Raw genomic sequence first — 17,137 nt, forward strand, 5'->3', positions numbered from 1 at the left:
GTGGGGGTGGGGGTGGGGTGCGGGGGCCGAGGAGGAGGACGTAGGTGAGGAAGGCGAGCCAGGTGGTGGCGCCGAGCGCGATGCGGATGGGCGCTGACAGGGGGGCGGGGGTGATGAAGGCCTCGATCAGCGCTGCGACGGCGAAGAGGGCGACCAGACCGACGGCGACCAGCACGCCGTCGCGTCCCGCCCGGGCGACCGCCTGCCCCCGGGTCAACTGCTCCGGCGGCGCGATCCAGGCCCACCCGATGCGCAGGCCCACCCCGGCGGCGACGAACACGCCTGTCAGTTCCAGCAGGCCGTGCGGAGTGATCAGGCCGAAGAAGACATCCGCCCGGCCGTAGGAGACCATCACCCCGCCGACCACGCCGATGTTTATCGCGTTCTGCCAGAGCAGGTAGCCGACGGGCACGATCAGCACCCCCGCCGCCAGACACTTCGCCGCCAACCAGGCGTTGTGCGTCCACAGGTGGAAGGCGAACGTCGGCGCGGAGAACTCCGTGTAGTAGCCGGCGAAGCCGGACTCGACCAGGTTGGCGGCCTCGTCGTCGCCGATGAACGCCGCCGCCGTCTCCGGGTTGTCCGCCACGAACCACATCAGGGTGAAGGTGAGCAGGGTGAAGGCGGTCGCCACCGCGCACCACCACGGCGCCGCCCGCCAGATCGCGCCCGGCAGGCCGACCAGCAGAAATCGCCGTACGGCCGACCAGGAGGGTCGGCGCCGGCCGGTGAGCCGCGCCCGCGCCCGCAGCACCACCTGGGACAGCTCGCTGACCAGCGCCGGGTCCGGCGAGCGGCTACGCAGCACCGACAGTTGAGTGGCCGCCCGCTGGTAGAGCGCGACCAGTTCGTCGACCTCGGCCGGGTCGAGCCGCCGCTGACCACAGAGTTGATTCAGCCGACGCCACTGCCCGCCGTGCTCCGCGACGTACGCGTCGACATCCACCAGCCACCTCCGACCGCGCGATCATAGTGTTCACTGTCGGGGTGAGCACAGCGGCGCGAGCGTGGACCGCCCCGGGTTGGGGCGACGCCGGGCTGGTCAGCGGCGAGGCCGTCGAGTTGGACGTACGGGCCGCGCGGGTCGGCTCCCGGGTGCTCGCCCTCCTGCTCGACGTGCTGGTGCAACTGGTGGCCGGGCTGCTGCTCGCCGCGCTGGCCGGGCTGGTCCTGGCCGCCCTGCCGTACGGGATGCTCGACGCGGCGATGGAACGCGCCCTGCTCACCGTCGGGCTCGTCCTGCTGCTGGTCGGCTATCCGGTGCTCTGTGAACGGTTCAACGACGGCCGGACGCCGGGCAAGGCGGTGGTCGGGCTGAGGGTGGTGAGCCTCGACGGCGCTCCCGTCGGGTTCCGGCAGTCGCTGACCCGGGCGCTGGTCGGGGTCGCCGTGGAGTGGCCCGGTCTGGTGCTGCCGCTGCTGTCCTGGGCGGTCGGGCTGACCGTGATGCTCAGCGACACTCGTGGCCGGCGTCTCGGCGACCTGGCGGCGGGCACCCTGGTGGTGCACACCCGGCCCGCGACGAGGTGGCGGCCGGTTCCGGCGACGGTGCCGGACCTGGCAGGTTGGGCGTACTCGCTGGATTTGAGCCGGCTGGACGCCGAGCTGGCGCTGGCCGTCCGGCAGTACCTGGCCCGGGCCCACGGGTTCAGCGAGCCGGCGCGCGGCGAGTTGGCCCGGCTGCTGTGGCGGCAGGTCGCCGCGGTGACCAGCCCACCGCCACCGGCCGGGCGATCAGAGGTGGCCTGTCTGGCCGCCGTCATCGCCGAGCGGCACCGGCGGGCCCGTCGCCTCCTCGCCGGTGAACGCACGCTCACCGAGGCGCTGTGGTCGCAGTTCCGGGCCACTCCCACCGATGATCCACTTGGGCGGTCGGCATGAGAGGTTTCGGGCCTTGGCTCGCGGTGCTGGCGGTGGTGCTGCTACTCAGCGCGCTGCGGCTACGCACCCTGGCGGCACTGGTATCGGTGGTCTGGCTGCTCTGGTGTGTCTGGACGTGGATCCGCCCCACCCGCCACCGCCGTCCCCGCTGACCGCTCACCGGCCCGGATGATCAGGCGGCGGGCCCCGACGTCGGCCGCCGCGCCGCCACCTGGACGGCCACCCCCCGGGGTCGGCCGGTGCGGTCGGCCCCGGGGGTGGCGTCGATGCTCAGTAGCGGTAGTGGTCCGGCTTGAACGGGCCCTCCACAGCGACGCCGAGGTAGGCGGCCTGCTCCTTGGAGAGCGTGGTCAGCTTGGCGCCGAGCGCGTCCAGGTGCAGCCGGGCGACCTTCTCGTCGAGGTGCTTGGGCAGCACGTACACGCCGATCGGGTACTCGTCGGTCTTGGTGTACAGCTCGATCTGGGCGATCGTCTGGTTGGCGAACGAGTTCGACATGACGAAGCTGGGGTGGCCGGTGGCGTTGCCCAGGTTCAGCAGGCGGCCCTCGGAGAGCACGATGATCGCGTGACCGTCGTCGAACTTCCAGAGGTCGACCTGCGGCTTGATGTTCTCCCGGGTGACATCCGAGCGCTTCGCCAGGCCGGCCATGTCGATCTCGTTGTCGAAGTGGCCGATGTTGCCGACGATGGCCTGGTGCTTCATCCGGGCCATGTGCTCGTTGGTGATGACGTCGTAGCAGCCGGTGGCGGTGATGAAGATGTCAGCCTGCTCGACCACGTCTTCCAGGGTGGCCACCTGGTAGCCGTCCATCGCCGCCTGGAGCGCGCAGATCGGGTCGACCTCGGTCACCACGACCCGGGCGCCCTGGCCGCGCAGCGACTCGGCGCAGCCCTTGCCCACGTCGCCGTAGCCGAACACGACGGCCATCTTGCCGCCGATGAGCGTGTCGGTGGCCCGGTTGATGCCGTCGATCAGCGAGTGGCGGCAGCCGTACTTGTTGTCGAACTTGCTCTTGGTCACCGAGTCGTTGACGTTGATCGCCGGGAAGAGCAGCGTGCCGGCGCGGTGCATCTCGTAGAGCCGGTGCACGCCGGTGGTGGTCTCCTCGGTGACGCCCTTGATGCCGGCGGCGATCCGCGTCCACCGCTGGCCGCTCGCGGCCAGCGAGCGGTGCAGCAGGCCGAGGATGACCGCGTACTCCTCGGAGTCGGCGGACTCGACCGGCGGCACGGCGCCGGCCTTCTCGAACTCGGCACCCTTGTGGACGAGCAACGTGGCGTCGCCACCGTCGTCCAGGATCATGTTCGGGCCGTCCCCGTCGGGCCAGTCGAGCACCTGCTCGGTGCACCACCAGTACTCGTCAAGGGTCTCGCCCTTCCAGGCGTACACCGGAACACCTGACGGTGCGTCGACGGTGCCCTCGGGGCCGACGACGATCGCGGCGGCGGCGTGGTCCTGGGTGGAGAAGATGTTGCAGGACGCCCAGCGGACCTGCGCGCCGAGCGCCACCAGGGTCTCGATCAGGACGGCGGTCTGGATCGTCATGTGCAGCGACCCGGTGACCCGCGCTCCCGCGAGCGGCTGCGCGTCGGCGAACTCACGCCGGATCGCCATCAGGCCGGGCATCTCGTGCTCGGCGAGGCGGATCTCCTTGCGCCCGAACTCGGCGAGCGACAGATCCGCCACCTTGTAGTCGCCCTCGGCGACAGTACGCGGCCGGACCTCGGACGACGTGCCAGTGGCGGACGCCGGGAGGGTGCTGGTCATGAAAGCTCCTGTCGGACGATGGTGCTGCGCAACCTCCCACCTTACGCGCGTTGACGGCGCACGGTCGGGGTGGTTACGGACAGCGCACGGGGCGGCCGGTGTGGACGTGTGCCGTCCATCTCCGTCCGCCCCGTGCATCCCCCCGGTTTGGTTCCCCCGCGCGTTCTCGGACCATCGTCGCGATAACGCTACGCACCTATAGAGTCACACTGAGCAAGGGTCGAGTCAAGCTATTCCGGGAAAGTCGGACTTGTCGGTCGACGGGTGTTCTCGCCCAAGACTCGACACTGACTCAGACCCGGCCGGTGGAGGCGATGTACGTCTCACCCTCGCCGGTGACCGTGAGTGAACCGCCAGCGGCCGGTCCCACCGCCGCCCGGCCGGGGCCGAGGGTCACTGGCGCCACCCCGTCGGTCACGGTGGTCCGGCCGGCGGTGCAGAGCACCACCCGGGGGCCCGGCACCGCCAACGTCACCTCGGGCCGCCCGTCGCCGACGGTCACCCGGTGCAGCGCGAAGTCGTCCACCGGCACCGGCCAGGTGACCACCCCGTCGGCGACCTCTCGGGGCGCGACGACCGGCCGGTCGAGCACCTCGAAGCGGAGCACCCGCAGCAGTTCGGCCACGTCCACGTGCTTCGGGGTCAACCCGCCCCGCAGCACGTTGTCGCTGGCGGCCATCACCTCCACGCCAGTGCCGCGCAGGTAGGCGTGCAGGTTGCCGGCCGGCATCCAGATCGCCTCACCCGCGGCCAGCCGCACCCGGTTGAGCAGCAACGCCACCAGCACGCCGGGGTCAGCCGGGTACGCATCGGCCAACCGGGCCACCAGGTCCGCGTCCGGGCCGTCCGCTGCCCGGGCCGCCGCCACCAGGCCGGCCCGCTCCGCCGTCGGCCACTCCAGGAGCCGGCGTACGGCCTCGGCCAGCCCCGCCGGCCCGGCGGCCAACGCGTCGAGCACCGGCCGCAGCTGTGGTACGCCCAGCGCAGCGAGCGCCCGCGCGGACGCGGCAGGATCCCGGAACCCGCACAACGCCTCCATCGGCCCGAGCGCCACCAGCAACTCCGGCTTGTGGAACGGGTCGACGTAGTTGCGGTGCCCACCGGAGCGGACCTGCTCGGCGGCGTGACCGGCCCGCGCCTGTTCGGCGTCCGGATGGGCCTGAAGGCTCAGCGGAGCCGCCGCGGCCAGCACCTTGAGCAGGAACGGCAGCCGGGGGCCGAACCGGTCGAGCACCGGGCGGCCGAGCCACTGGACGGGCTCGGCGGCGAGTACCTCGGTGAGCGCGATCCGCCCAGCGTCACGCTCGACGGTGGCCGGCGCGCCCGGATGCGCACCGAGCCAGAGCTCCGCCTCAGGTACGGCGCTCGGTGCCGGCCGCCCCTGAAGTTCGGCGATCGCCGAGCGGGAGCCCCAGGCATAGTCCTTGATCGGCCCGTGCAGCGGTTCCACCCGGTCAGCTCCCAGCGTGCCCGGACGTGGTGGAGGACCCGGACGGGGGCCGGTAGATGTCCGGTTCGAGGTAGATGACCCGGGCGACCGGCACGGCGGCCCGGATCCGCTCCTCCACCGCGTCGATGCCCTGGGCCACCTCCTCGGCTGACTCGCACCGCGACACCGCGACCTTCGCGGCCACCATCAGCTCCTCCGGACCGAGGTACAGCGTCTTCATGTGGATGATCCGCTCCACCTCGGGGCCAGCGGTGACCGCCTGCTCGATGGCCGAGACGTCCGCCGGCTCGGCCCCCTCCCCCAACAGCAGGCTCTTGGTCTCCACGGCCAGCACGATCGCGATGGTCACCAGCAGCAGGCCGATCATCGCGGTGCCGACCGCGTCCCAGCGGCCGTTGCCGGTGGCCAGGGTCAGGCCCACCCCGAACAGGGCGAAGACCAGGCCGACCAGCGCGCCGAAATCCTCCAGCAGCACCACCGGCAGCTCCGGCGCCTTCGACCGGCGGATGAACCTGGTCCAGGACTCGCGGCCCCGGACCAGGTTCGACTCCCTGATCGCGGTACGGAAGGAGAACGACTCCATCACGATCGCCGCGAGCAGCACGGTCACCGGTACCCAGTGCCAACTGGTGATGCCGTGCGGATCGGACCACTTGTGCCACGCCTCGTAGAGCGCGAACAGACCGCCCAGGCTGAACAGCACGATCGCGACGATGAAGGCGTAGACGTAGCGCTCCCGCCCGTAGCCGAACGGGTGTTGCGGGGTGGCGGCGCGCCGGGCCCGCTTGCCACCGAGCAGCAGCAAAGCCTGGTTGCCCGAGTCGGCGACCGAGTGGATGGACTCGGCGAGCATCGACGACGAACTGGTCAACAGGAAGGCCACGAACTTCGTCACCGCGATGCCGACGTTGGCCAGCAGCGCCGCGATGATCGCCTTGCTGCCACCCTGGGTGCTCACTGGTTGGCCAGTTCCTTCATCTCGGTGATCGCCGGCACCGCCATCGGGTCCAGGCCGTGCGCCAACGCCAGATAGATCGACGCGAAGTCCGGCACCGCCACCAGGGAGGCGAGCCGCTCCAGCGCTGAACCGCCCTCGGCGGTGACCACGTCGCACCGTACGCCCCGCCGCTCGGCGAGGGTCTGCACCGCGTCCGCGCGCCTTTCCTCGACGGCCAAGGGCTCGTCAGCGTCGTCCTCGGCGTTCAGGCCACCGTCGCGCAACAGCACCAACCGCAGTCGGGTGCCCGCGCCGTCCGACTCGTCGGGATCGGCGAAGATGTCCCGCTCTCCCTCGGCCAGGCCCCCGAAAACTCCATCGAGCAGGCCGACCCGGCCGCGCCCCGCCTCGCCGAGCGCGCCGGTGACCACCGGGTACCGGGCGTTTGCCGACAGGGTGTCGCCGAAGCGGCGTGCGGCGACCGCCGCCAGCGGAGACGAGCCCCACACGATCGGGATCGACCCGGCCAGCCCGAGGGCGAGGGATTTCGCCGGATTGACGAAGGATTCGGCGGTGGGGCGACTGCGGTCCGCGTCAGCGTCCAGCCGGGCCGCCGTCTCCGCCAGGTCCGCCTCGTTGACCTTGACCAGGCCCAGGGCCCGGGCGGCGAGCAGTACCGGCACGGTAAGCCCCCAGAGGCTGGCCCGGGCCGGTGCCCGCCGGGGTACCGGGATGAACGGGGCGCGGGCCCGCTCGGCGACCGAGTGCAGTTGCGAGTCCGCCGGGCCCACCGCGACCAGCCGGGCACCCCGCCGGTGAGCGGCCTCGGCGGCGCCCAGCGCCTCCGGGCTGCGGCCGGAGGCGCTGACCGCGATCACGACGTCGGCCGCCCCGACCCAGCCGGGCACGCCGGCGAGGCGATGCGCGATCACCGGTACCGGGCACCGCGGTCCGGCGACCGTGGCCAGCACGTCACCGGTGCGTCCGGCGGTGCCGATACCGGCGATCACCACCGCCCGGGGACGTCCGTCGTCGGCGAGTACGGAGAGGTTCGCCTCGGCGGCCAGGGCGGCCGACTCGCGTACCTGTGCCCCCGCCGAGGCGGTGTGCCGCAGCATGCCCCCCGGATCGCGCTCGGCAAGCGCCTGCGGGTCGTCGAGCAGTCGTTCGTCGGCGTTGCGGTGCCCGCTGACGCCGGCGGTTCCGTCGATCACGATCCCTCCGCAGGGCCGCGCGCCTCGTCCAGCAGCAGCACCGGCACATCGTCGCGGACCTCGAAGATCCGGCCGCACTCGGTGCACGTCAGCGTCTGGACCTGCGCGTCGTAGGTCAGCGGGGCATGGTGTGTGTCCGGGCAGGCGAGGATTTCCAGCAACTGCGGGTCGAGGGCCACTGCGCGGCTCCTTCCACGTGTGCGGCTTCGCCGGTCGGAGGTGCCGACCGGCGCGAGCGATCTTATCGGCGAACCAGGTCGAGCACCTCGTCGCGCAGTGCGGTCATCCGCTCGGCGGTCGGTGCCTCGACGTTGAGCCGCAGCAGCGGCTCGGTGTTCGAGGCGCGCAGGTTGAACCACGCCCCGTCGGCAAAGCGCAGGGTGAGACCGTCCATCTCGTCGGCCTCGGCGTCCGGGTACGCGGCACGCACCTCGGTCACCTTGGCCGCCTGGTCCGCCACCGTGGAGTTGATCTCACCCGAGGCGACGTACCGTTCGTACTCGGCGGCCAGCGTGGACAGCGGCAGCGGCTGCTCGCCGAGCGCGGCCAGGGTGTGCATCGCCGCCAGCATCCCGGTGTCGGCGAACCAGAAGTCGCGGAAGTAGTAGTGCGCCGAGTGCTCCCCACCGAAGACCGCGTTGGTGCGGGCCATCTCGGCCTTGATGAAGGAGTGACCCACCCGGGCCACCACCGGCTCACCGCCATGCTCCCGAATGATCTCGGGCACGGCGCTGGAGGTGATCAGGTTGTGGATCACCGTCGAGCCAGGGTGCTTGGCCAACTCCCGAGCGGCCACCAACGCGGTGATCGCCGACGGGGAGACCGGCTCGCCGCGCTCGTCCACCACGAAGCAGCGGTCGGCGTCTCCGTCGAACGCCAGGCCGATGTCCGCGCCGTGCGCCACCACGGCGCGTTGCAGGTCCACCAGGTTGGCCGGATCCAGCGGGTTGGCCTCGTGGTTGGGGAACGTCCCGTCCAGTTCGAAGTACAGCGGCACGATCCGCAACGGCAGGGCCGCCAGAGCGGCGTCGCCGAGCACGCTCGGCACGGTGTGCCCGCCCATCCCGTTGCCGGCGTCGACCACCACGGTCAACGGCCGGATGCCGGAGAGGTCCACCAGCGTGCGCAGGTGTGCCGCGTAGTCGGGCAGCAGGTCGCGCCGCTGCGTCGGCGCGGTCGGCTCACCGATCGGCTCGTCCTTGTCGAGCAGGGCCTGCGCCCGGTCGCGGACCTCGGCCAGCCCGCTGTCCTGCCCGACCGGGCGAGCGCCGGCGTGACAGAGCTTGATGCCGTTGTACTGCGCCGGGTTGTGACTGGCGGTGAACATCGCGCCGGGCAGTCCGAGCGCCCCGGAGGCGTAGTAGACCATGTCGGTCGAGGCGAGCCCGATCTCGATGACCGGACGACCCTCGGCGCGTACCCCGGTGGCGAAGGCGGCGGCGAGCCCCGGCCCGGAGGCCCGCATGTCGTGCCCGATGAGCACCGCCTGCCCCGGCTCACCGGCGGCGTCGAGCATCTGGGCGAAGGCGACGCCGAGGGCACCGGCGACACGCTCGTCCCACTGGTCCGGCACCGTCCCACGGACGTCGTACGCCTTCACGATCCGGGACAGATCAGACACCGGTTCCACTCCTCGCCTGCGGGACGTCAACGAACCTGAGCGTATCGGAGCGGCGGCACCCGCCCCGGCTCAGCCGCCGAGCCCGCGTCCGTACTCCGGTTCGTCACCCGTCCCGGCGCCCGGCGACCGGTCCGGGTGCCCCGGCACCCCGCCCTGACCTGGCTCGACCGGCGGGCCCGAGGTCGGCGCGGCCGGACCCGGGGGCGGTACGGGTGACCGGCCCGGGGGCGGTACGGCCAGGCCGGGCGTCGACGGTGCCGGCGGGGCGGAGGTGGGCGGTACGACCCGCGCCGGTGACACCGCCGCACGGGCGGACGTGACGGGTGGGACCGGGCCGGTCGGCGCCACCGGTTCACCCGGCCGGGTCGCCTCGGTCGGGTCGGCCGGCCGGGCACCGTACACGCCGCCGGTCGGCCGGGGTACCGAGGTGCCGCCATAGACCCGGGGCGTGCCGGGCCGGCCCGCCCCGTACGCCTGACCGGGCGTCGCCGGCGCCACGTTGCCCAGGCCGTGCGGCGGTGCCGGCGCGGCACTCGGACCCGGTGGGACCGGCACGGTGCCCGGGGCGGAGGCGACCGGCGCGGCACCTTGGCCGCCGGACCGGTAGGTGGTGCCACCCGGGTTGCGCGACGGTGGGATCGCGAACCCGTCGGTCGGTTGTCCGCGATCCTTGCGGTCCTTGCGGGAGCGGTGGACCAACAGCCCGATGAGCAGTGCGCCAGCGGCGACCATGGCGATGCCGAAGTACATCACCGGCGACCCGCCGGAGGAGTCACCAGCCGTCTGGGCGAGATCGTCCGCCGTCTCGGCAGCAAGCGCCACGGTGGGCGTGGCCTCGACGGTCGGTTCCTCGGCCGCCTCCTCGCTGGGCGACGGCGACGGGGTGGGTGACGGGGACGGCGACGCCGAGGCACGCCCGCCCACCACCCGCGACGACGCGGCGGCCCGGCCCAGCACGGCACCGCGCGCCGTGGTCGCCTCACCGGTCACCACCAGGCGGCCACCGGGGGCGTCCGCGGCGAAGGCGACGCGGTACCGCATCGCCACACCCTTGCCCTTGCAGAGCTCGTCCCGGGCCGGGGCGACCGGCGCGGTGGTGACCAGCCCCGCCGCACCGGAGATCCCGACCGGCACCCAACGGCCTCCCACGTTGGCCTGCACCGCCACCTGGTCGGCTCGTACGTCGGGCAGGCTCAGACCCAGCGCGGTGCGCACCCGCACGCATCCGTTGGTGCGCTTGCGCACCTCGACGGTCACACCTTGGGCGGAACGGCCCGCGGTGAAGCTGCCCGCCGAACGCACCCGCACCCGGTCCTCGTCGGCGTGCGCGGGAGCGCCACCGAGCGCCACCAGGGCGCCCAGGAACACGCAGGCCGTCGCGAGTCGCGCCGTGTGCCGACGTACCGACATGATCAACCACCGTTCCTCCCCCGACGGGGGAACGCCGGTCAGGCTACTACCGGGGCCTGACCTCGGCTGGCCATCGAGCACCCCGCATGTGCGCCGCACCACGTCGCGGCGGCCGCCCGGCGGTCATGCCGAGCGGTCCGGACCCTTCCCGGAGCCGGACCCGCCCTCGCCACCAGCGCCGCCCGCGTCGTCCTCGCCGTCCGCGTCGCCAGCGCCGCCCGCGTCGTCCTCGCCGTCCGCGTCGCCAGCGCCGTCCGCGTCGTCCTCGCCGCCCGTCGCGCCAAGAGCCAGTGCGAAGGCCACACCGAGGGCCACCCCGAAGCCGATGCCGGCGAGACCATCCAGGGCCGCCACCCCGATCACCAGGCCGAGCAGGATTCCGGCCGGCCAGGCCCAGAGCCGCCGGTCGCCGTCCTTCTTCTCCGGAGCTGCCATTCCGCGAGCGTAGGGCCCCCCGTCGAGGCCCGCAGCGGGTGTCACTCGGGCCGCTCGGCGCGGCAGAACTACCGCTCACCTCACGATGGGTAGGCTCCACCGCACGCAACGCCACACAGTGACGTAGTCCGATAGGTTACCGGTTGTGATCGACCGCGAACAGGCCGAGCAGCTCGCCGCGGCGTGGGCCCGCCGCGACTCGCTGCGCCTGGGGCACGAGTGCCGACCGGCGGTCGTCGAGTTCGACCTCGGCTACGTCATCACCTCCACGGCGCCCACACAGGCCAGGCCGCTTCCCGGCGATCTGCCCACGACCGTGGTCGACAAGCGGACCGGTGAGGTGAGCACCTGGCCGCGGGTCTCGCCTGACGTGGTGGCGCGGCTCTACCGTCGCAGTCGGGCCACCCGCCCACCGACCCCGCGCACGGTGGATCCGGCCGGTCAGCTGCTACGCGAGATCCACCGGCTGCCCGCACCGACCACCACCGCACGTCTCACCGTCGAAGGGCGGATCTTCACCGCCCAGGGCGCCAAGGGTGACGTGGAACTCAACCACCACCCGCTGGTCCGCGCGTACCTCGACCGGCAGCCCGCCGGCCACCTGGTACGCGGCGGTTCCCGGCACGCGGAGTTCGTCGTGGTCTCCGACGTCCTGCACGAGCACGACCACCGCCGCACCGCCGAGGGCATCACCGCCATGAGCATGGGCGACGCGAAGGAGTTGCTGACGTCCGCCCGAATCGAGGTGTTTCAGGTCCGGGCGCCGGGCGATCCGCACGGTGGGCAAGCCGAACGACCCTGCGACTCCTGTCTGAACATGCTTGTCGAGTTCCATGTCCTGCCCTCCGCTGAACGAGCCCACACCGAGCCCTGGTTTCCGCAACCGGCGCCCGACCCGGCGCCCGGCCGGTTTCCCGCGGAGGTGGCGCGGGCGCTGGTCGCCGCCGGTTGGCGGCCCGATGTCGCCGACGCAGCCGCCGCGACCTCGGCAGGTCACCCGGCCGCCAGCAATGGCCGGGCCCTCGGGCACGCCGCCCTCAACGCCCTTCCCCGACTGTTCAGCCGGCGGCGCGGCCCCGGTGAGCAGGTGTGGATCTCCCGCTTCGACATTCACCCGCGTGAGGTCGCCCGATCCGCCGCATCGCTGCATGACTTCGCGGCGGTGATCGGCACCCGGCTGCTCCCGATCGGCACCGAGAGCCGGCACAGCATGATCGCAGCCGACGAACGGGGCCGGATCTTCGCGCTGGACCAGGCCGGTGAATGGTTCCTCGGGGTCGATATCGACGCCGCGCTCATCACCCTGCTGCTCGGCCGCGCCCCGGCCCGGGTACGCGACGACGGCGGTTGGTGACGCCGCCGATCGTCACGCCGTCTCGCCGAGGTGGCAGGCGGCGTGAGCGCTGGCCGCGACGTCGTGCGACGGTGCGGCCCTCGGCTCAGCCCAGCACCTCGACGATGTTGTTGCGTACCAGGTTCTTGCCCGGCTCCCGGACCTGCTCCATCGCGGCGGAGTTCAGCAACACACAGCTGCCGGAAGGGCCGGTGATGGTGACCGTGGTCGCCCTGTTGTTGTCCAGGTTGGTCACCCGCAGCCGGGTACCGACCGGGAAGCGGTCACTCGTCGCGGCCGGTCCTGCGTCCTCCTCGAAGAAGGTGATCGCGCCCTGGCAGGCCGACCCGGCGACCGGGCGGGCCGCTGGCGGTGAGGCCGACCCCGGCCGGTCGCCGATCACGCCCGGCTGTCCCGCGCCCGGCTGCGCGGCGGCACCGATGCGCTCGACCACGTTGTTCCGGATCACGTTCTTGCCGGGCTCACGGACGAGTTCCATCGCGGCGGCGTTGAGCAGCACGCAACTGCCCGACGGACCGACCACGGTCACGTCCGCCGATTTGTCGTTGTCGAGGTTCGTCACCCGCAGCCGGGTACCGACGGGGAACTGGTTGCTGGTGGCGGCCGGTGCGCCCGCCTCGGCCGAGAACGTGATCGATCCCGCGCAGACGCTCTGCCGGGTCGGTGCGCTGTCAGCGAACCCCAGACCGGTGCCCACCGCCACCGTCGCCGCGGCGACCACCGCCACCCCCGCCGCCAGCACGTGCTTCCGCTGCAGCTTCACCTGTTTCTCCCGTCCTCACATCCTTGTGTTCGGGGGCTGGTACGGCGTGGGAGCGCTTTCCAGTTCATCGCCGTGACACTTATCGAAACAATGCTTCGAGTCAGCCGGTGACGGCACCGGTCATACCGGCCCGTAACGGGTACGTGGCGCACCGGTCAGCAACGCCCAGTAGCGATCCCCGTACGACCAGTGCCACCACTCGGTGGGGTAGTTCACCAGGCCGGCCCCACGTAAGGCGGCAGCCATGATCTGCCGGTGCCGGCGGGCGTCGGGGCCGATCGACCACGCGGCGGTGAAGCAGGCGTTGTCGCTCGCCTCCGGGGTGGCGTCCACCGGAGTCCCCATGTCCAGCTCGACGCCGTCCACCGTGCACAAGGTCAGATCCACCGCGCCACCGGTGCTGTGCGGTGCCACCTCCACCGGGGAGACGAACTTGGTGGTCTCCCGGTACAGCCGCTCCGGGGACCAGTCCGGGTGGGCCCGCCGCAGTTCCTCCTGGTAGCCGGTGAAGATGTCCAGCTGTGCCTGATAGGGGCGGTACCCCTCGACGATCAGCAGGCGCAACCCGTCGGGCAGTGTGCGCTGCGCCGCCAGCAACCGGTCCACCACCGGCTGACGCAGTCGGGCGTACGCGCCGGCCGGATCGGCCGCCCGAGAATCCAACCGCAGCTCGGGGAGATCGCGCAGGTCGACAAGCGGCTCACCGTCGTCGGCGCCGGGTACCGCCGCGACCCGCGGATCGCAGAGCAGGATCACCGCTCTTCTCCCCTGCGGGGCCGCTCCGCGTACCGGGCGAAGGCCAGCGCGACGAGACGGTCCAGGATCTCCCGGTAGCCGACGCCGGCCGCCGCCCACACCTTCGGGTACATCGAATGGGCGGTGAAGCCCGGCATCGTGTTCAACTCGTTGACGTACAACTCGCCGCCGGCCTCGTCGTAGAGGAAGTCGACCCGGGCCAGGCCCCAGCCACCGATCGCGGCGAACGCCCGCACCGACAGCTCCCTGATCCGCTCGGTCACCTCCCGCGACAGCGGGGCCGGGACGACCATCGGATCGGTGTCGCCGAAGTACTTCTGGCGATAGTCGAACCAGCCACCGCTGACCCGCACCTCGCCGACCGCGGACGCGTCCGGACGGGTACCGCCGAGCACCCCGCATTCCAGTTCCCGGCCGCTGACCCCCTGCTCCACCACGACCACCGTGTCGTGTCGCAGCGCCTCCTCGATCGCCGCCGCCAGATCGTCGCCCTCGGCCACCCGGGAGATGCCGATCGAGGAGCCCATCCGGGCCGGCTTGACGAACAGCGGCCGACGCAACCCCAGCACCAGCTTCTCCGGATCCTCAGTCGTCCGGTACGTGGTCGCGTCGAAGGAGACGTGCGGGGTGATCGGCACCCCCTCGGCCCGTAACGCCCGCTTCATCGCCACCTTGTCCATCCCGACGGCGGAAGCGAGGATGCCGCACCCGACGTACGGCACGCCCAGGGATTCGAGCACCCCCTGCACCACCCCGTCCTCACCGAACGGGCCGTGCAGCACCGGGAAGACCACGTCCAACTCGGCGTGCACCGCGCCGGGGGCGTCCATTGCGGTCACCACCGCCGTACCCGAACGCGGCCCGGCCCGCAGCTCCACGGCCGGCCCGATCACCGTCAGCCGATCGTCGATCGCCCGCTCCGATGTGGTGCCGGCCAGGAACCCGGACAGCGCCGCGTCCGGGACGAGCCGCAGCCCACCAGCGCGAGTGACCCCGATGGCGACGATGCGGTATCCACCGCCGGCCAGTGCCCGGGCCACACCGAGCGCGGAGGCGCAGGACACGTCGTGTTCCGCCGACGGGCCGCCGAACAGAATTCCAATGCGTACGGGCGCACTCATGCCACTGCCACCTCTTCCTCGAGTCGGGCGGCTGCCGCCAGTCGGGCGACCAGTTCCGCCTCCACGTTTCCGCCGGTCAGCACCACGCCGACCGTGCGCCGCCGCGCACCGGCGACGGCCGCCGGCAACCGCTCGGCGGCAGGCGACCGCAGCGTGCCGGCGGCGGCGAGCCGTAGCGCGCCGGCCAGGCCGGCCGCCCCCGACGGCTCGGCCAGCATCTTCAGCTCCAGCAGGAGCAGCCGGAACGCCTCGGCGATCTCGTCGTCGTCCACCCGGACCACGCCGCGCAGCCGGGTGCGCAGGACGGTGAAAGGCAGCTCACCTACACAGGACGGGCGCAGTCCGTCGGCGATCGTCGGTGCCGGCGTGACCGGAACGGGCCGACCGGCCGCCAGGCTGCGGGCCAGCGAGTCGCAGCCATGTGGCTCCACCCCGTACACCTCGATCGGCCGACCGGCCGCGGCCAGGCAGGCACCGGCCGCACCGCCACCGCCCCCGACCGGCACCACGAGGGCGTCGAGCGGGGTGCCGGCCCGCTCGGCCTCCTCGATCAGTTCGAGGCTGGCACTGCCCTGGCCGGCGATCACGTCCGGATGGTCGTACGCGTCGACGATCGGGTAGCCGGTCTCGTCACGCACCCGGCGGGCCACGGCCAGCCGTTCCTCGACCGTCGTGCCCGCGAGCACCACCCGCGCTCCTGCCGCGCGGGCCCGGGCCACCTTCGTCGCTGCCGCGTCCACCGGAAGTACCACCGTGGCGGCCAGTTCGAACCGCCGAGCCGCGAGCGCCACCGCCACCGCGTGGTTACCGGTGCTCTGGGCGACCACCCCACCGTGCCCGGCCGCTGCCAGCCGGCTCACCGCGTACAGCCCGCCGCGCATCTTGTACGAGCCGCCGGCCTGAAGATTCTCCGCCTTCAGTAGCACCCGGGCACCGGCCAACCGGTCGATGGCCGGTGCCCGCAGCACCGGGGTACGCACCACCCGGCCGGCCAGCCACCGGGCTGCCTCCGGCACGTCGATCGGAACCGGGCCGGCTCCGGACGGATCAGTGTGGGACATGTCCTCTCCTCCGAAATTGATCAATGGGATGCCGTGGGTACGAGCGGTTCTGCCGCCGGTGGCGCGGGTGGTCGGAAGGTCGGCCGCCGGGCGGCGTTACCCCGGCCCGGCAGGTCGAACAGCCACGACGCCCGGACCGCCAGCAACAGCCGGTGCAGGCCGAGGCTGATCGTCAGCACGGCGACGGTGAGCGAGAACGGGAAGCCGAGGGCCAACGCGAACCGGACGGGTTCGTCCAGACCAGCGATCGGCTCGGCGATCAGTCGATGCAGCAGCGCCAGCACCGGCATGTGGAGCACATAGATCGGCAACGTCTGTCGGCCGAGGGCGGCGAGCGGCTCGCCCATCGCCGGCCGTCGGGCCAGCCGGACCGCCACGGCGACGCCGAACAGCACCGCGAGGACGGAGACCAGCGGCGCCACGCCGGGCAGCCGAGCGGTGCCGGTCGCCGCCACGGCAGCCAACGCGACGGCGTACGCCGCTCCGGCCAGCAGCAATCGTCGGCCGGTGACGGCCTCGGCGAACCGAAGGACGTACCCGCGCAGGTACAGTCCGGCCAGGAAGAACACCAGGTTCTGGTACACACCGCCCCGGTTGCCGGGAGTGTCCACCAGCCCCGCCGCGGCGACGGCACTCAGCGTGCCGGCGGCGACCAGCAGCACCGCCGGATGAAACCGTCGCAGCGCCTTCGCCACTACGAAGTACAGCGCCAGCGCGTACAGGTACCAGAGGTTGGACGGGGTGACCGTCAGCTGCGCCAACAGGCCACCGAGGTCGCTCGCCCGGTCGGTCGGGAAATCCGGGGCGAGGGCCAGTACGGCAGTGTGGATCATCAGCCAGACGCCGTACAGGTAGAGGAAGCGGGCGGCCCTGGGCCGGGCGACCGGCCGCCAGGGCCGCTGCACGGCGGTCGCCGCGAACATGCCGGAGATGGTGAAGAACAGCGGCATCCGCATGGGTAGCAGCAGTTCACCGAAGGTCCCCCAGGCTCCCAGCACCGGCACGTCGAGCCGCCAGTCGATCTGGAGGTAGTCCTTGACGATCACATGCCAGAGCAGAACCAGCAGGATGCAGCCGCCCTTGGCGACATCCGCCCAAGCCAACCTGGTGCCCGGCGAGGCCGACCCGGTGCCGGCAGCGCCGGGGGCGGGACGACCGACGGCCGACTCGACCACGGCGTGTTCGCGGGTGGTCATGCTCTCTCTCCTCGCTGTCGCTGGCACGCCGGCCGGGTCGGTTCCCGGGCATGGCGGGAGCGCTCGTCTTTCGGGCATGCCGAGGCCGTTTCACGGGCACGCTGAGGGTCGGGGCGCCGCGGATGCGGCCCCGTACGTCGGGTGGTGGCTCGGCCGCCGGCTGGGCGG

The 17,137-nt window shown here is 72.4% G+C and carries 17 protein-coding genes; 3 read left to right on the forward strand and 14 right to left on the reverse strand.

Going from position 1 to position 17,137, the window contains the following annotated elements; genetic code table 11:
* On the reverse strand, positions 1 to 946 hold a 946-nt coding region (locus tag KBX50_RS30650), incomplete at its 3' end, for a stage II sporulation protein M (RefSeq protein WP_210941345.1).
* 41 nt (positions 947 to 987) lie between these two features.
* On the opposite strand from KBX50_RS30650, the gene KBX50_RS30655 reads away from it, so the two are divergent.
* On the forward strand, positions 988 to 1,881 hold the full coding sequence (locus KBX50_RS30655; RefSeq protein WP_307871124.1) for an RDD family protein: 894 nt from the start codon (positions 988 to 990) through the stop codon (positions 1,879 to 1,881).
* Complete coding sequence (locus tag KBX50_RS30660; RefSeq protein ID WP_210941346.1) at positions 1,878 to 2,033, forward strand: hypothetical protein; 156 nt, start codon at positions 1,878 to 1,880, stop codon at positions 2,031 to 2,033. The genes KBX50_RS30655 and KBX50_RS30660 overlap by 4 nt, the downstream gene beginning before the upstream one ends.
* A gap of 118 nt (positions 2,034 to 2,151) precedes the next feature.
* Here the strand turns inward: KBX50_RS30660 and ahcY are convergent, their stop codons facing one another.
* From ahcY to KBX50_RS30700, 8 genes are all read right to left on the reverse strand, one after another.
* Entirely contained in the window at positions 2,152 to 3,651 is a 1,500-nt protein-coding gene (ahcY, locus tag KBX50_RS30665; protein WP_210941347.1) for an adenosylhomocysteinase, read from the reverse strand.
* A gap of 292 nt (positions 3,652 to 3,943) precedes the next feature.
* A complete protein-coding gene (gene manA, locus KBX50_RS30670) occupies positions 3,944 to 5,101 on the reverse strand; it encodes a mannose-6-phosphate isomerase, class I (RefSeq protein ID WP_210941348.1) in 1,158 nt (385 codons plus the stop codon).
* A gap of 4 nt (positions 5,102 to 5,105) precedes the next feature.
* Entirely contained in the window at positions 5,106 to 6,059 is a 954-nt protein-coding gene (locus KBX50_RS30675; RefSeq protein WP_210941349.1) for a cation diffusion facilitator family transporter, read from the reverse strand.
* Positions 6,056 to 7,252, reverse strand: a complete 1,197-nt coding sequence (locus KBX50_RS30680) for an SIS domain-containing protein (RefSeq protein WP_093406547.1) — start codon at positions 7,250 to 7,252, stop codon at positions 6,056 to 6,058. Before KBX50_RS30680 ends, KBX50_RS30675 begins: the two co-directional genes overlap by 4 nt.
* Positions 7,249 to 7,431 carry a Trm112 family protein gene (locus tag KBX50_RS30685; RefSeq protein WP_093406545.1) on the reverse strand — a complete coding sequence of 61 codons (183 nt, stop codon included), beginning with the start codon at positions 7,429 to 7,431 and terminating at the stop codon, positions 7,249 to 7,251. The genes KBX50_RS30680 and KBX50_RS30685 overlap by 4 nt, the downstream gene beginning before the upstream one ends.
* A gap of 62 nt (positions 7,432 to 7,493) precedes the next feature.
* A complete protein-coding gene (locus KBX50_RS30690) occupies positions 7,494 to 8,873 on the reverse strand; it encodes a phosphomannomutase/phosphoglucomutase (protein ID WP_210941350.1) in 1,380 nt (459 codons plus the stop codon).
* Positions 8,874 to 8,942: 69 nt separating this feature from the next.
* Positions 8,943 to 10,283, reverse strand: a complete 1,341-nt coding sequence (locus KBX50_RS30695; RefSeq protein WP_210941351.1) for a hypothetical protein — start codon at positions 10,281 to 10,283, stop codon at positions 8,943 to 8,945.
* Between the two features lie 123 nt (positions 10,284 to 10,406).
* The gene (locus tag KBX50_RS30700) at positions 10,407 to 10,718 is read right to left on the reverse strand and encodes a hypothetical protein (RefSeq protein WP_210941352.1); all 312 of its coding nucleotides are present in this window, start codon (positions 10,716 to 10,718) and stop codon (positions 10,407 to 10,409) included.
* A 145-nt stretch (positions 10,719 to 10,863) separates the two neighbouring features.
* On the opposite strand from KBX50_RS30700, the gene KBX50_RS30705 reads away from it, so the two are divergent.
* On the forward strand, positions 10,864 to 12,072 hold the full coding sequence (locus KBX50_RS30705; protein ID WP_210941353.1) for an SUKH-3 domain-containing protein: 1,209 nt from the start codon (positions 10,864 to 10,866) through the stop codon (positions 12,070 to 12,072).
* Positions 12,073 to 12,157: 85 nt separating this feature from the next.
* Here the strand turns inward: KBX50_RS30705 and KBX50_RS30710 are convergent, their stop codons facing one another.
* The 5 genes from KBX50_RS30710 to KBX50_RS33105 all read right to left on the reverse strand — a co-directional run bounded on the left by KBX50_RS30710 (position 12,158) and on the right by KBX50_RS33105 (position 16,969).
* Positions 12,158 to 12,835, reverse strand: a complete 678-nt coding sequence (locus tag KBX50_RS30710; RefSeq protein ID WP_210941354.1) for a hypothetical protein — start codon at positions 12,833 to 12,835, stop codon at positions 12,158 to 12,160.
* A gap of 120 nt (positions 12,836 to 12,955) precedes the next feature.
* Positions 12,956 to 13,591 carry a M15 family metallopeptidase gene (locus tag KBX50_RS30715; protein ID WP_210941355.1) on the reverse strand — a complete coding sequence of 212 codons (636 nt, stop codon included), beginning with the start codon at positions 13,589 to 13,591 and terminating at the stop codon, positions 12,956 to 12,958.
* On the reverse strand, positions 13,588 to 14,712 hold the full coding sequence (locus KBX50_RS30720) for a D-alanine--D-alanine ligase family protein (RefSeq protein WP_210941356.1): 1,125 nt from the start codon (positions 14,710 to 14,712) through the stop codon (positions 13,588 to 13,590). Before KBX50_RS30720 ends, KBX50_RS30715 begins: the two co-directional genes overlap by 4 nt.
* Positions 14,709 to 15,773 (reverse strand): threonine/serine dehydratase, encoded by a 1,065-nt coding sequence (locus tag KBX50_RS33100; RefSeq protein WP_247674738.1) that lies wholly within the window; start codon positions 15,771 to 15,773, stop codon positions 14,709 to 14,711. Before KBX50_RS33100 ends, KBX50_RS30720 begins: the two co-directional genes overlap by 4 nt.
* 20 nt (positions 15,774 to 15,793) lie before the next feature.
* Complete coding sequence (locus tag KBX50_RS33105) at positions 15,794 to 16,969, reverse strand: acyltransferase (RefSeq protein WP_247674739.1); 1,176 nt, start codon at positions 16,967 to 16,969, stop codon at positions 15,794 to 15,796.
* Positions 16,970 to 17,137: the final 168 nt, after the last annotated feature.

The sequence above is a fragment of the Micromonospora sp. C51 genome (genome assembly GCF_018070435.1).
Classification (GTDB): domain Bacteria; phylum Actinomycetota; class Actinomycetes; order Mycobacteriales; family Micromonosporaceae; genus Micromonospora; species Micromonospora sediminimaris.